The following is a 13,308-nucleotide window of genomic DNA, read 5'->3' as shown; positions in this document are numbered from 1 at the left end:
GGCGCGCAGGACGGTGGGGGCACGCCGCGCCGAGCACGGCCGAGGGGGCCCGTGAGCACGCCCGCCGCCCCCGGACAGGAGAAGGCCCCCGGGCGCTTCCTCCCCCGCGTGGCGGGGTGAGGGCCGGCTGGACGGGCCGGCGCCCGGGGACCCGGTGACTGCCGTGGTTTCGCCGCGCCGCGCGGGGCGACCAGAGCGGTCCGCGTCCATCGCGCGGCTGCTAGCGGGCAGCCACCTCACGCGTCCGATGAGAACTCATGTACCGGACCACCTCCTCTCCCGTGTACCTCGACGGTACGTCCGCCCCCCGCGGGTTGTCACGCCGGTTTCGCCGGTCGCGGAACCGCCTGCCCCGCAGCGCCACCGGGGCGGCACGATCACGTCCGTGATCGTCGAGGACGGACCGGTGGACGTGGTGGTGCTGGGCGCGCTGGGCGCCGCGGGCCGACGGGTGAGCGGGAGGCTGGCCCCGCTGCTGGGGCGGCGCCTGGTGGTCGCCGGTCGCGGCGCGGGACGGGTGCGCGCCCGGGCGGCCGAGCTCGGGGCGCGCGGCGCGGTCGTCGACGTGCGCGACACCGCGGCGCTGGTGCGGGCGGCCGCGGGTGCGCGGGTCGCCGTGCTCGCGCTGGAGGCGGGCGACGACGCGGCGGCGCGCGCGCTGCTGGGCGCGGGCGTCTCCGTCGTCGACGTGGGGGCGACCCCCGCGCACCTGGCCCGCCTGGAGGCCCTGGACCCGCTGGCCCGCCGCACCGGCGCGACGGCCGCGCTGTCGGTGGGGCTGGCACCGGGGGCGACCAACCTGCTGGCACGGGCCGCGCACGAGGCGGTCGGCGGCGCGGGGCGGGTGGCGATCACGGTGCTGCTGGGCGCCGGGGAGCGCCACGGCCGCGAGGGGGTGCGCTGGACGGTGGACACGCTGCTGGACGGTGCACCGGGAGCGGCGCGGCGCACGGCCCTGCCGCCGGCCTCGCCGTCCGGGCGGGTGCGGGTGCGCACCGCCCGCCCGTTCGCCGTCGCCGACGCCCCGGCGGTGCGCGCGAGCCTGGGGGTGGCGGACGTGACGACCCGCCTGGTGCTGGAACCGGCCGCCGCGGGGGCCGCCCTGTTCGCGCTGGGCCGGTTGCGCGGCACCCGGGCCGGCACCTCGCCGCGGGTGCGCTCGGCGCTGGTGCGCGCCCTGTCGCAGGTCCACGTGGGCACCCGGGAGTACGCCGCGCGCGCCGACGCCTGGTCGCCGGACGGGCGCGCGCACGCCGCGTTCGCGGTGGCGGGCGTGGAGCAGACCCGCGCGACGGCCGAGGTCGTCGCCCGCACCGCGCTGGCGCTGGCCGCCGGGGACGCCCCGGCGGGGGTGCACCACCTGGACCGGCTGCCGGTGGGCACCGGGCTGCTGGCCGAGCTGGCCGGGGGTCAGGACCCGGTGTGGCGGTTCCTGCGGCTGGAGGAGCCGCACGGCTGAACACGGCGGCGACGCGGGGCGCTTGTCAGCCGGCGGGGCGCTGCCCTACGCTCGCCGCAGTTGTTGTCAGAACCACCCTTACTCCCCCGCGGCGGGGCCGGGTGGGCACGAGGGAGCGGCGGGTCCACGGTGGCGCAGTCCCAGCAGGCGATCCTCGTCGCCGTCTCCACGGTGATCTTCGCGCTGCTCCCCGACCGCGACGGCGAGCGGCGCGTGCACCTGCCGCTGGTGCGCCGCACGCGCGACCCGTTCGGCGGGCAGTGGGCGCTGCCCGGCGGCTGGGTGCGCGGCGACGAGAGCCTCAGCGACGCCGGCCGGCGCACCCTGGCGGAGACGACGGGCCTGCGGCCCAGCTACCTGGAGCAGCTGTACACGTTCGGGCGCCCCGACCGATCCCCCGGCCGGCGCGTGGTCTCGGTGGTGTACTCCGCCCTGGTGCGCAGCCACCTGGCGGCCGCGGCCGTGGAGGGCGAGAACGTGCGCTGGACCGCCGCCGACGACTGCACCGGCCTGGCGTTCGACCACGACGAGATCGTCCGGTACGCGCTGTGGCGGTTGCGCACCAAGGTGCAACACGCCCACGTCGCGCTGCACCTGCTGCCGGAGAGGTTCTCCCTGGCGGAACTGCGCGAGGTGCACGAGGCGATCCTGCAGCGCCCGCTGGACCCGGCGAACTTCCGCCGCCAGGTGGAGCACTCGGGGACGATCGTGCCGACCGGTGAGCGGCAGACCGGTGGCAGGCACCGGCCGCCCAAGCTGTACCGCGCCGTCGTCCCCGAGGGTTCCGCCGGCCCCTTGCAGACCGCCGGCCCCCTCGCCTGACCAGACCCCCGAAACCCCGCCGAGGAACCGGGACCCACGGGCCCGCCCGTCGGTGACCACTGACCCCGAGAGAGAGCTCGCCATGGCGTCCGTCCCCACGCAGATCGCCCTGCTCACCCGCACCCCGGGGAGCGTGGACAGCGAGACGTGCGATCCCGACCTGCCCAGCGGCCCCTGGCAGTTCGACGCCGTCCCCGGCCTGCCGCTGCCCGCACCGACGTACGGCGCGGGCGCCTCACGGCAGGACCCGGCCCCGGCCACCACCCCGGTGCAGCAGCAGATCCCCGCCGAGTACCGCCTGCTCGAGCCGGAGGAGCTGGACCGCCGGATCCGCGCCGCGAAGGAGCACCTGGGGAACCGGGTGACGATCCTGGGGCACGCCTACCAGCGCGACGAGATCGTGCGGTACGCCGACTTCGTCGGTGACTCCTTCCAGCTGGCGCAGCAGTCCCAGCGCCACCCCGAGGCGGAGGCCGTCGTGTTCTGCGGGGTGCACTTCATGGCCGAGACGGCCGACCTGCTCACCACGCCGCAGCAGCCGGTGATCCTGCCGAACCTGGCGGCGGGGTGCTCGATGGCCGACATGGCCGACATCGACGCGGTGGACGCCTGCTGGGAGCAGCTCACCGCGCTGTACGGCACGGAACCGGACGCCGACGGCAGGGTTCCCGTGCTGCCCGTCACCTACATGAACTCCGCCGCCGCGCTGAAGGCGTTCTGCGGGGCGCACGGCGGGATCGTCTGCACCTCCTCCAACGCCCGCGAGGTGCTGGAGTGGGCGTTCGAGCGCGCGCAGCGGGTGCTGTTCTTCCCCGACCAGCACCTGGGTCGCAACACCGCCAAGGCGATGGGCGTGCCGCTGGACGCCATGCCGCTGTGGGACCCGCGCAAGCCGCGCGGCGGGAACTCCCCCGAGGCGCTGACCGACGCCCGCGTGGTGCTGTGGCGCGGCTGGTGCTCGGTGCACCAGCGGTTCACGGTGCAGCAGATCGAGGCGGCCCGGGCCGCGAACCCGGACGTGCGGGTCGTCGTGCACCCGGAGTGCCCGGTGGAGGTCGTGGACGCCGCGGACGAGAGCGGTTCCACGCAGTACATCCAGCGGGTCGTGGACGCCGCCGAACCCGGGACCGCGTTCGCGATCGGCACCGAGGTCAACATGGTGCGCCGCCTGGCCGACACCCGCCCGGACCTCACCGTCACCTGCCTGGACCCGGTGGTGTGCCCGTGCTCGACGATGTACCGCATCCACCCCGCCTACCTGGCGTGGGTGCTGGAGTCGCTGGTGCGCGGCGAGGTGGTGAACCGGGTGAGCGTGCCGGCGCAGGTGGCGGCCGACGCCCGCACCGCGCTGGAGCGCATGCTGGCCGTCCGGCCGTGAACCCCGCGGCCTCCTCCTGCGACGTCCTCGTCATCGGCGCCGGCGTCGCGGGGATGACCGCGGCCCTGGACGCCGCCCGCACGGGATCGGTCGTGCTGGCGACCAAGACGGTCCTCGGCGACGGCAGCAGCCGGTGGGCGCAGGGCGGCATCGCCGTGGCCGCGGACGCGGACGACGTCGCCGCGCACGTGGCCGACACCCTGGCCGCCGGCGCCGGGCTGTGCGACCCGGCCGCGGTGGAGGCGGTGTGCGCGGCGGGGCCGGCGGCGCTGCGGGCGCTGCTGGAGCGCGGGGCGCGGTTCGACAGCGACGGCGACGGCGGTCTCGCCCTCGGCCTGGAGGCCGCGCACTCGCGCCCGCGCGTCCTGCACGCCGGTGGGGACCGCACCGGCGCGGCGATGTCTGCGGCGCTGGCCACGGCCGTGCGCCGCAGCGACGTCGTCGTGCGGGAGGAGGCGTTCCTCGTCGGCCTGGTGCTGCGCGGGGGCCGGGTGGTGGGCGCCGACCTGCTGCTGCGCGACGCCCACGGGCAGGACGCGCCGCACCGCGTCGAGGCGGCCGCGGTGGTGCTCGCCACCGGCGGGGCCGGGCAGCTGTTCAGCCGCACCACGAACCCGGTCGTCGCCACGGGCGACGGCCTGGCCGCCGCGTGGCGCGCGGGCGCCGGCCTGGCGGACCTGGAGATGGTGCAGTTCCACCCCACGGTCGCAGCGGTCGACGAGCCGTTCCTCGTCTCGGAGGCCGTGCGCGGCGACGGCGCGGTGCTGCTCGACGCCTCCGGGCACCGGTTCCTGCCCGCGCTCCACCCGCGCGCGGAACTCGCCCCGCGCGACGTCGTGGCCCGCGCCACGGCCCGGGCGGTGGCCGCGCACGGGGGCCGCCCGGCCCTGCTGGACGCCACCGGGCTGCGCGCCCGCACCGGGAGGGGTTTCGCGCAGCGCTTCCCCGGGATCGCCGCGATGTGCGCGGCGGCCGGGATCGACCCGGACCGCGAACCGGTGCCGGTGACCCCCGCCGCGCACTACCTCATGGGCGGGGTGCGCACGGACGCGCGCGGCCGCACGGGGGTGCCGGGGTTGTGGGCCGCGGGCGAGGTCGCGTGCACGGGCGTGCACGGCGCGAACCGGCTGGCGTCGAACTCCCTGCTGGAGGCGCTGGTCACCGGTTCCCGGGTGGCCGCCGACGTCGCGGCGGTGACCGCCGGGTCGGACGGCGCACCGCCGTCGTTCGCCGCCGACGAGGTGGTGCGACTGCCCGGCGACGCCGGCGTGCTCGCCTCGCACGTGGCCCGCCGGGACCTGCGCGCGGCGCTGTGGGAGCACGCCGGGTTGTTCCGCGACGAGGCCGGCCTGCAGGTCGCCGCGAAGCTGCTCACGCCCGAGGAGCACCCCCTGGACCTGGGTGACGTGCCCGGCGCGGACCGCCGCGCCCACGAGGACGCGAACCTGCTGCTGGTGGCCCGCCTGCTCGTGACGGCGGCGACCCTGCGCGCGGAGAGCCTCGGCGCGCACCACCGCCAGGACCACCCCGAGACCCCCGGCGCGCCGCGCCGGCGAACCCTGCGGAGGACCGCGTGACGCACCCGACCGACCCCGCGGCGGTCGTCGCCGCCGCCCTGGCCGAGGACGCCCCCTGGGGGGACGTCACCAGCGAGGCGCTGCTGCCGCCCGGCGCCGTCGCGCACGCGGAGCTGCGCGCCCGCGAGCCCGGCGTGCTGGCCGGGACCGCCTGCGCGGTCGCCGCGTTCGAGCAGGCCGCCGCCCTCAGCGGCGGCGCGCTGCTGCGCTGCGAGTTCTCCGGTGACGGCACCCGGTTCGCCGCCGGCGACGTGCTGGGCCGCGTCAGCGGCACCGCCCGCGGCGTGCTGCGCGCCGAGCGCGTCGCCCTGAACCTCCTGCAGCACCTGTCGGGCACCGCCACCGGCACCGCGGAGTTCGTCGCGGCGGTCGCGGGCACGGGCGCGCGGATCGTCGACACCCGCAAGACGACCCCGGGCCTGCGCGCGCTGGAGCGCGCCGCCGTGCGCGCCGGGGGCGGCCGCAACCACCGCTGGTCGCTGTCGGACGCGGTACTCGTGAAGGACAACCACCTGGCGGTGCTGCTGGCCGAGGGCGTGGACGTGACCACGGCCCTGCGCGGGGTGCGCGAGCGGGTCCCGCACACCACGGCGGTGGAGGTGGAGGTGGACCGCCTCGACCAGCTCGACGCCGTGCTGGCCGCCGACCCCGACGTGGTGCTGCTGGACAACTTCTCCCTGGAGGACCTCGCCGAGGGCGTGCGCCGGGTACGCGCGGTCTCGCGCGCGCTGGTGGAGGCCAGCGGCGGGGTCCGGCTGGACACGGTCGCCGCGATCGCCCGCACCGGCGTCGACCTGATCTCGGTGGGGGCGCTGACGCAGAACTCGCGCACGCTCGACCTCGGCCTGGACGTCGAGGTGGCCGCCGGGGCCCCGGCGGGGGTCGCACCGTGATCTACCTGGACCACGCCGCGACCTCCCCGCCGCGCCGGGAGGTGCTGGAGGCCGTGTGGCCGTACCTGACCAGCGTCACGGGGAACCCCTCCAGCGCCCACGAGGCCGGCCGCGCCGCGAGGGCGGGGCTGGACGCGGCCCGCTCCGGGGTGGCGCAGGTCCTCGGCTGCCGGCCTGGGGAGGTGGTGTTCACCGGTGGCGGCACGGAGGCCGACAACCTGGCCGTCACCGGGATCGCGGGCGCGGACCCGCACCGCAGGCGCGTCGTGGTCTCCGCGATCGAGCACCCGGCGGTGCTGGAGACGGCCCGCGCGCTCGTGCAGCGGGGTTTCCGGGTGGACGAGGTGGGCGTCGACGGGTTCGGCGTCGTGGACCTGGAGCAGCTGGAGCGGCTCGTCGACGACGGCACCGCGCTGGTCTCCGTCATGTACGCCAACAACGAGGTCGGCACGGTGCAGCCGCTGGCGGAGGTGTCGCGGATCTGCCGGGCGCACGGGGTCCCCCTGCACACCGACGCGGTGCAGGCCGCCGGGCACCTGCCGCTGGACACCGGTGAGCTGGGGGTGGACGCGCTGTCCGTCTCGGCGCACAAGTTCGGTGGGCTGCGCGGGTCCGGCGCGCTGTTCGTGCGGGGCGCCGTGCCGCTGGAACCGCTGCTGCACGGCGGCGGTCAGGAGCAGGGCCGTCGTTCGGGGACGGTGGACGTCGCCGGTGCCGTCGGCACGGCCGTCGCCCTGGGCCTGGCCGAGGCGGCCCGCGAGGAGGAGTCGGCGCGGTTGCGGGCGCTGCGCGACCGGCTGGTCGCCGGGGTCCTCGACGCCGTGCCGGGTGCGCGGCTGACCGGCCACCCGGTGCGGCGCCTGCCGCACCACGCCTCGTTCTGCTTCGCGGGCGTGGGCGGGGAGACGGTGCTGCTGGAGCTGGAGGCCGCGGGGATCGCGTGCTCCAGCGGCTCGGCGTGCTCGGCGGGTTCGGAGGACGCCTCCCACGTGCTGCTGGCCACCGGCCTGGACGCCGACACCGCCCGCACCGCGGTGCGGTTCTCGATGGGGCCGTCGACGACGGAGGCGGACGTGGAGGCGGTGCTGCGCGCGCTGCCGCTCGCGGTGCGCGCGGCCGGGCGGGCGTGAGCACCCGGTGGCGGGGCCCGGCGCGGGGCCCCGCCACCGCGTTCAGCCGTGCTGCCGCTGCGCCGGCACGCCGGCCCGGCGGCGCCCGGCGTTGCCCAGGGCGAAACCGCCGAGGGCCACGGCGGCCGAGGTGAGCATGACCACCGCGAGGTTCAGCGGGCTGGTGCCGCCGCCGAGGCTGACCAGCGGGGTGACCAGCGCGGCGAGCGCGAACTGCAGCGCCCCGAGAAGCGCGGAGGCGGACCCGGCGGCGCGGGGCACCGCGGCCAGCGCGAGCGCGGTGCCGTTGCCCAGCACCAGGCCGAGGGCGGCGACGGCGACCGCGATGGGGACCGCGAACCACCGGGCGGGCACGTCGAGCAGCACGAGCAGCAGCAGCGCCGCGGAACCCGCCAGGGACAGGCCCAGGCCGGCACCGAGCAGCCGGTGCACGGGGTGCTCGCCCGCCAGTCGGGCGGAGACGCCGCTGACGGCGGCGAGCAGCAGGGCGTTGACTCCGAAGACGAGGCCGTACTGCACCTCCCCCAGCCCCATGAGCTCCTGGTACAGGAACGGCGAGGCGGAGATGTAGGCCATCATCACGGCGAACCCGAACGCGAACGCGACGGTGTTGCCGACGTAGGTGCGCGAGCGCAGGTCGCGCGCGGTGGAGCCGGAGCGGGCCCGCAGTTCGCGGGCGGCGGCGCGCCGGGCGGGCGGGTGCGACTCGCGCACCACGGCGAGCACCGCGACGAGCATCACGACGGCCAGGGCGAGGACGACGGCGAGGATGCCGCGCCAGCCGATCGGGTCGACGAGCAGGCTGCCGACGAGCGGGGCGACGACCGGGGCGAGGCCGCCGACGATCATCAGCAGGCTCAGGGCGCGCGCGGCCGCCTGGCCGGTGACGAGGTCGGCGACCACGGCACGGCCGATGACCATGCCGGCCGCCCCGCCCAGGCCCTGGGCGACGCGGGCGGCGACGAGGAGCCCGACGGTGGGGGCGAAGACCGCGGCGGCGCTGGCGAGCACGCACAGCGCGGCTCCGGCGATCAGCGGGCGGACGCGCCCGAACCGGTCGGACAGCGGGCCGAAGACGAGCTGGCCGGCGGCGGAACCGACCAGGAACGCCGTCAGCGTCAGCTGGACCCCGGTCTCGTCGGTGCCCAGGTCGCCGGTCATCTGCGGGAAGGCGGCCAGGTACAGGTCGGTGGCGAAGGGGGCGATCGCGAACAGCAGGGCGAGCACGAGCAGCAGACCGCGGGTCAGGCCGCGGTGGCCCTCGACGGGCGGGAGCGCGGGGGCGCCGGTGACGCCGGCGGGCGCGGGAGCGGGCACGGGGTTCCTCGTCTGTCGGTGATGGTTCCATAACTATAACCCCACAACCACCTGCGTACCCTGGGGACGTGGAACAGACCGCGGCGACGCCGCCACCGCAGGACGCCGACCTCGCCGACCTCGCCGACCTCGCCGACCTGCTGATGACCGTCGCGCGCGACCTGCAGCACCGGCACGGGGCGCTCGAGGGCGTCGTCGCGCTGACGGCCACCGAGACCACCGTGATGCGCCACCTCGACCGGAACCCCGGCACCTCCCCCAGTGCCGCCGCCGCGGCCACCGGCATGCAGCGCAGCAACCTCAGCGCGGCCGTGCGCTCCCTGGAGGCCAAGAGCCTCGTCGAGCGCTCCCACGAGGGGCACGACGGGCGCGCGGTGGCGCTGCACCCCACCGCGCTGGCCGCGCGGAACATCGGCCTGCTGCGCACCCACTGGGCCGGGCGGCTGCACCGGGCGCTGGACGGCGACGGCACCGGCGTCGCGGGCGCGCTGACCCTGCTGCAGCGCCTCGAGCACGGCCTGGCCGCCGACCGCTGAGCCCGGGCCGCGCCGGTAGAGTCGCCCGGCGCCCGGTCGCCGGACCGCGGCGCCGGGTGGGGAGGGTCCGTTCCTTGGCGCGCACGTCGCTGGTCACCCAGGTCGCCGAGACGATCCTGGAGCAGGTCGTGCGCGGCGAGCTGCCCGCCGGGCAGCTGCTGCCCACCGAGGCCGAGCTCTGCGAGGCGCACGGCGTCAGCCGCATGACGCTGCGCGAGGCGCTGAAGACCCTGCAGGCGCAGAACGTGGTGCGCGCCGCGCCGGGCGTGGGCAGCTACGTGAACCCGGTGGAGCGGTGGACGGGGCTGGAGGCGGTGCTGCGGGCCACCTCCGCCGGCGTCGGGGACGACGCGACGTCCGTGCAGCTCGTCGAGGTGCGCCGGATGATCGAGACCGGCGCCGCCGCGCTGGCCGCCGCGCGCCGCGACGACGCCGACCTGGAGCGGCTGGAGGAGTCGCTGGAGCGGATGCGCACCGCGCACCGGCACGGCGACGTGGACGGGTTCGTGCACGCGGACATCGCGTTCCACGACGTGCTGCTGCGCGCCTCGCGCAACCCGTTCGTCGCCGTGCTGCTGGACCCGCTCTCGCGGGTGCTGCGCGAGAAGCGCGAGCAGACCTCCGCCGTCCCGCAGATCCAGGCGCACGCCGTCGAGCAGCACGCCCTGGTGCTGGCGGCGGTGCGCTCGGGCGAGCCGGAGCGGGCGCGCCGGGCGATGGACGCGCACCTGCAGCAGACCGCGGAGGACCTGCGCCGCTACGTGCTCGACCCCTCCTCCTGAGCGCCCCGCCCTCGACAGGGGCCGCTCCGGAGCCTAAGATGTCTGACATCTGACAACGAAGGAGTTCTCATGGTGGACGAGGGCACCCTCCTCCAGCGCTACCCCTCCCCGGTCGCCGTCCCCGCCGAGCGGGTCGCCGAGGCCGTAGACCGCACCGGCACCGTGCTGGTCGTCCTCGACGACGACCCCACCGGCACCCAGTCCGTCGCGGACCTGCCCGTCCTGACCGCCTGGGAGGAGGACGACCTCGCCTGGGCCCTGGGCACCGGCGCCCGCGCCGTCTACGTGCTCACGAACACGCGCAGCCTCGACCCCCGGGAGGCCGCCGAGCGCAACCGGCAGGTCGTCACGGCGGCGCTGGCCGCCGCCGAGCGCACCGGCACCCGCGTCCGCTTCGTCAGCCGCGGCGACTCCACCCTGCGCGGGCACTTCCCGCTGGAGACCGACGTCATCGCCGCCACCCTCGCCGAGCACGGGCAGCGCCCCGTGGACGGCGTGGTGCTCGTGCCCGCCTTCCCCGACGCCGGCCGGATCACCGTCGGCGGCGTGCACCACCTGCGCACCCCCGAGGGGCTGGTGCCGGCGGGCGAGACGGAGTTCGCCCGCGACGCCACCTTCGGGTACCGCAGCTCCGACCTGCGCGCCTGGGTCGAGGAGAAGACGGGCGGGCGCACCCGCGCGCAGGACGTCCTCGTGCTGGACCTGGGCGTCGTGCGCGCCGGCCCCGCCGCCGTCGCCGCCGCCCTGGCCCCCGTCGCCGGCGCCACCCCCGTGGTCGCCGACGCCGTCACCGAGGACGACATGCGCCTGCTCTCCCTCGGCCTGGCGCGGGCCGAGGAGGCCGGCAAGGAGCTGCTGTACCGGGTCGGCCCGCCCTTCGTGCGCGCCCGCACCGGGCAGGAGGTGCACCCCCCGCTGACCGCCGCGGAGGTCTTCGCCGAGCACCCGGCGCGTCCCGGCGGCGGGCTGGTCGTCGTCGGCTCGCACGTGGGCCTGACCAGCCGCCAGCTCGCCGTGCTGCAGGCCGAGCGCCCCGACGTGCGCTCCCTCGTGGTCGAGGTGGCGCAGGTCCTCGACGACGCGCGCGCCGAGGAGCACGTGGCCGCGGTCGCCGCCGAGGCCGCGCGCCTGCTGGCCGACGGCGACGTCGTCGTGCACACCAGCCGCGACCTGCGGCGCACCGACGACCCGGCGGAGAGCCTGGGGATCTCCCGGCGCGTCTCCGCGGCCGTCGTCGAGGTCGTGCAGCGCGTGCTCGCCGCCCACCCGCCGCGCTTCGTCATCGCCAAGGGCGGCATCACCTCCAGCGACGTGGCCGCCCACGGCCTCGGCATCCGGCGCGCGCTCGTGCGCGGGCCGATGCTGCCCGGCATCGTCTCGCTGTGGGAGCCCGTCGACGGCCCCGCGGTGGGCACCCCCTACGTGGTGTTCGCCGGCAACGTCGGCGACGACGGCTCCCTGGCCGCCGTCGTGCGCACCCTCACCGCACCGTGACCACCCCCGCGAACACCCCCGCGAACACCCCCGCGAACACCCAGGAGCACCCGATGCCCGCCACCCCCGGCTACACCGTCGCCGTCCTCGGCCTGGGCGCCATGGGCCTGCCCATGGCGACCCGCCTGACCGAGGGGCTGACCGTCCACGGCTTCGACATCTCCGCCGAGCGGCTCGAGCTCGCCGCCGGAGCCGGCGTGCAGGCCTTCCCCTCCGCACCCGAGGCCGCCGCCGGCGCCGACGCCGTCCTGCTGGCCGTGCGCGACGGCGCGCAGCTGCGCGAGGTGCTCTTCGGCGAGCAGGGCGTCGCGAGCGTCCTGGCCCCCGGCGCCGTGGTCGTCATGACCAGCACCGTCGGCATCGACGACGTCGTCGACGTCGCCCGGCGCCTCGCCGAGCACGACGTCCACCTCGTCGACGCGCCCCTGAGCGGTGGCCCCGCCCGCGCTGGCGCGGGTGACCTGCTGATCGTGGTCGGCGCCGCGCCGCAGGCCCGCGAGAAGGCGGCGCCGGTGCTGGACCTGCTCGCCTCCACGCTCAGCGTCATCGGCGACGAGCCCGGCCAGGGCCAGGCCTTCAAGACCGTCAACCAGCTGCTGTGCGGAGTGCACATCGCCGCCGGCGCCGAAGCGCTCGCGCTGGCCGAACGGCTCGGACTGGACCCCGCGGCCACCCTGGAGACCCTCTCGGCCGGCGCCGCCGGCTCCTTCATGCTCGCCAACCGCGGCCCGCGCATGCTGCAGGCGCTGCAGGAGGAGGACGCCGAGGTCCTCAGCCGCCTCGACATCTTCGTCAAGGACATGGGCATCGTCACCCGCGCCGCCCGCGCCGCGGGCCTGCCGACCCCCGTGGCCTCCGCCGCCGAGCAGCTGTACCTGCTGGGGGCCGCGCAGGGACGGGGCGCTGACGACGACTCCTCGGTGATCGAGGTCGTCTCCCCCCGGCGCGGGAACGCCGGGTGAGGGCGCGCCTGGACGAGCTCGTCGCCGGCCGGCTCGCGGTGGGAGCCGCGCTGCCGGCGCTGAGCTGCTACGAGTTCGGCACCGCCCTGGCCGTCGTCGAGGCCGCCGAGGACGCCGGCGCCCCCGTGGCGCTGCTCGTGCCGCCGACCGTGGCCGGCGGCCGGCACGGCCCCCGGTTCATCGCGGCCCTGCGGGGCCTGGCCGACGCCGCGAGCGTCCCCGTCAGCGTCCAGCTCGACCACGCCACCGACGTGGACCTGGTGCTGGCTGCGGTGGCAGCGGGCGTGGACGCGGTGCTCGCGGACGGCTCGAAGCTGCCCCCCGCCGAGAACGCCGCCCTCGTGGCGCGCGTGCGCGAGCTCACCGCCGCCTCCGGCACCGTCGTGGAGGCCGAGCTGGGCGACATCGCCGGGGACGAGGACCGCGCCCTGAGCGTGCACGCCACCGGCAAGACCGACCCCGAGCTGGTCGCCGGGTTCGTGGCGGACTCCGGCGCGCAGCTGCTGGCGGTCTCCGTCGGCAACGTCCACGGCCGCTACGCGGGCGAGCCGCAGCTGGACTGGCCCCTGGTGGCCGCGGTCCGCGAGCGCTGCCCGGTCCCCCTGGCCCTGCACGGGGCCTCCGGCCTGCCCGAGGAGGACCTCGCCCGCGCCGGTGCCGCCGGGCTGGGCAAGGTCAACGTCAACACCGAGCTGCGCGCGGCCGTGCTGGACGCCACGCAGGACCTGCTGCCGCGCGCGCGTGCGGCGGGCGACGACGTGCTGGCCCTGGAGGCCGCGCGGCGCACGGCGGCGCACCGGTTCACCGGCTCGCTCCTGCGCACGCTCACCCCCGCCGCGCGCTGAGCGGGGCCGGCGACCGGGCGGGCCGCGCGCGGTCGCGCTTGTCGATCCCGTGACGATCCGGCAGCGAGAGCCCTCCCGGCGAGAACGGCGGGAGCGGCGCCCCTACCGTCGGC

12 protein-coding genes are annotated in these 13,308 nt (G+C 77.4%); 11 read left to right on the top strand and 1 reads right to left on the bottom strand.

What is annotated here, in order from left to right; translation table 11 throughout:
- Nucleotides 1-385: 385 nt before the first annotated feature.
- From MN205_RS16035 to MN205_RS16010, 6 genes are all read left to right on the top strand, one after another.
- The gene (locus MN205_RS16035; RefSeq protein ID WP_242129072.1) at nt 386-1,459 is read left to right on the top strand and encodes a hypothetical protein; all 1,074 of its coding nucleotides are present in this window, start codon (nt 386-388) and stop codon (nt 1,457-1,459) included.
- Between the two features lie 129 nt (nt 1,460-1,588).
- A complete protein-coding gene (locus tag MN205_RS16030; protein WP_242129070.1) occupies nt 1,589-2,281 on the top strand; it encodes an NUDIX domain-containing protein in 693 nt (230 codons plus the stop codon).
- A gap of 82 nt (nt 2,282-2,363) precedes the next feature.
- On the top strand, nt 2,364-3,659 hold the full coding sequence (gene nadA, locus MN205_RS16025) for a quinolinate synthase NadA (RefSeq protein WP_242129068.1): 1,296 nt from the start codon (nt 2,364-2,366) through the stop codon (nt 3,657-3,659).
- Nucleotides 3,656-5,236 (top strand): L-aspartate oxidase, encoded by a 1,581-nt coding sequence (gene nadB / locus MN205_RS16020; protein ID WP_242129066.1) that lies wholly within the window; start codon nt 3,656-3,658, stop codon nt 5,234-5,236. The genes nadA and nadB overlap by 4 nt, the downstream gene beginning before the upstream one ends.
- Nucleotides 5,233-6,129 (top strand): carboxylating nicotinate-nucleotide diphosphorylase, encoded by an 897-nt coding sequence (gene nadC / locus MN205_RS16015; RefSeq protein WP_242129064.1) that lies wholly within the window; start codon nt 5,233-5,235, stop codon nt 6,127-6,129. The genes nadB and nadC overlap by 4 nt, the downstream gene beginning before the upstream one ends.
- Nucleotides 6,126-7,259 carry a cysteine desulfurase family protein gene (locus tag MN205_RS16010; RefSeq protein WP_242129062.1) on the top strand — a complete coding sequence of 378 codons (1,134 nt, stop codon included), beginning with the start codon at nt 6,126-6,128 and terminating at the stop codon, nt 7,257-7,259. Before nadC ends, MN205_RS16010 begins: the two co-directional genes overlap by 4 nt.
- Nucleotides 7,260-7,301: 42 nt before the next feature.
- Here the strand turns inward: MN205_RS16010 and MN205_RS16005 are convergent, their stop codons facing one another.
- Nucleotides 7,302-8,576, bottom strand: coding sequence for a multidrug effflux MFS transporter (locus tag MN205_RS16005; RefSeq protein ID WP_242129059.1), 1,275 nt, complete (start codon nt 8,574-8,576; stop codon nt 7,302-7,304).
- A gap of 68 nt (nt 8,577-8,644) precedes the next feature.
- On the opposite strand from MN205_RS16005, the gene MN205_RS16000 reads away from it, so the two are divergent.
- The 5 genes from MN205_RS16000 (at nt 8,645) to MN205_RS15980 (ending at nt 13,195) form a co-directional block, all read left to right on the top strand.
- The gene (locus tag MN205_RS16000) at nt 8,645-9,112 is read left to right on the top strand and encodes a MarR family winged helix-turn-helix transcriptional regulator (RefSeq protein ID WP_242129057.1); all 468 of its coding nucleotides are present in this window, start codon (nt 8,645-8,647) and stop codon (nt 9,110-9,112) included.
- A 74-nt stretch (nt 9,113-9,186) separates the two neighbouring features.
- Nucleotides 9,187-9,894 (top strand): FadR/GntR family transcriptional regulator, encoded by a 708-nt coding sequence (locus MN205_RS15995; protein WP_242129056.1) that lies wholly within the window; start codon nt 9,187-9,189, stop codon nt 9,892-9,894.
- A 69-nt stretch (nt 9,895-9,963) separates the two neighbouring features.
- Nucleotides 9,964-11,388 (top strand): four-carbon acid sugar kinase family protein, encoded by a 1,425-nt coding sequence (locus tag MN205_RS15990; RefSeq protein WP_242129054.1) that lies wholly within the window; start codon nt 9,964-9,966, stop codon nt 11,386-11,388.
- Nucleotides 11,389-11,441: 53 nt separating this feature from the next.
- Nucleotides 11,442-12,350 (top strand): NAD(P)-dependent oxidoreductase, encoded by a 909-nt coding sequence (locus MN205_RS15985; RefSeq protein WP_255820336.1) that lies wholly within the window; start codon nt 11,442-11,444, stop codon nt 12,348-12,350.
- Complete coding sequence (locus MN205_RS15980) at nt 12,347-13,195, top strand: class II fructose-bisphosphate aldolase (protein WP_242129050.1); 849 nt, start codon at nt 12,347-12,349, stop codon at nt 13,193-13,195. The genes MN205_RS15985 and MN205_RS15980 overlap by 4 nt, the downstream gene beginning before the upstream one ends.
- Nucleotides 13,196-13,308: the final 113 nt, after the last annotated feature.

The organism is Kineococcus sp. TRM81007 (assembly GCF_022669155.1).
GTDB lineage: Bacteria > Actinomycetota > Actinomycetes > Actinomycetales > Kineococcaceae > Kineococcus.
Note: the sequence above shows the minus strand (reverse complement) of the source record. Positions and strands in the feature narration are given on the sequence as shown.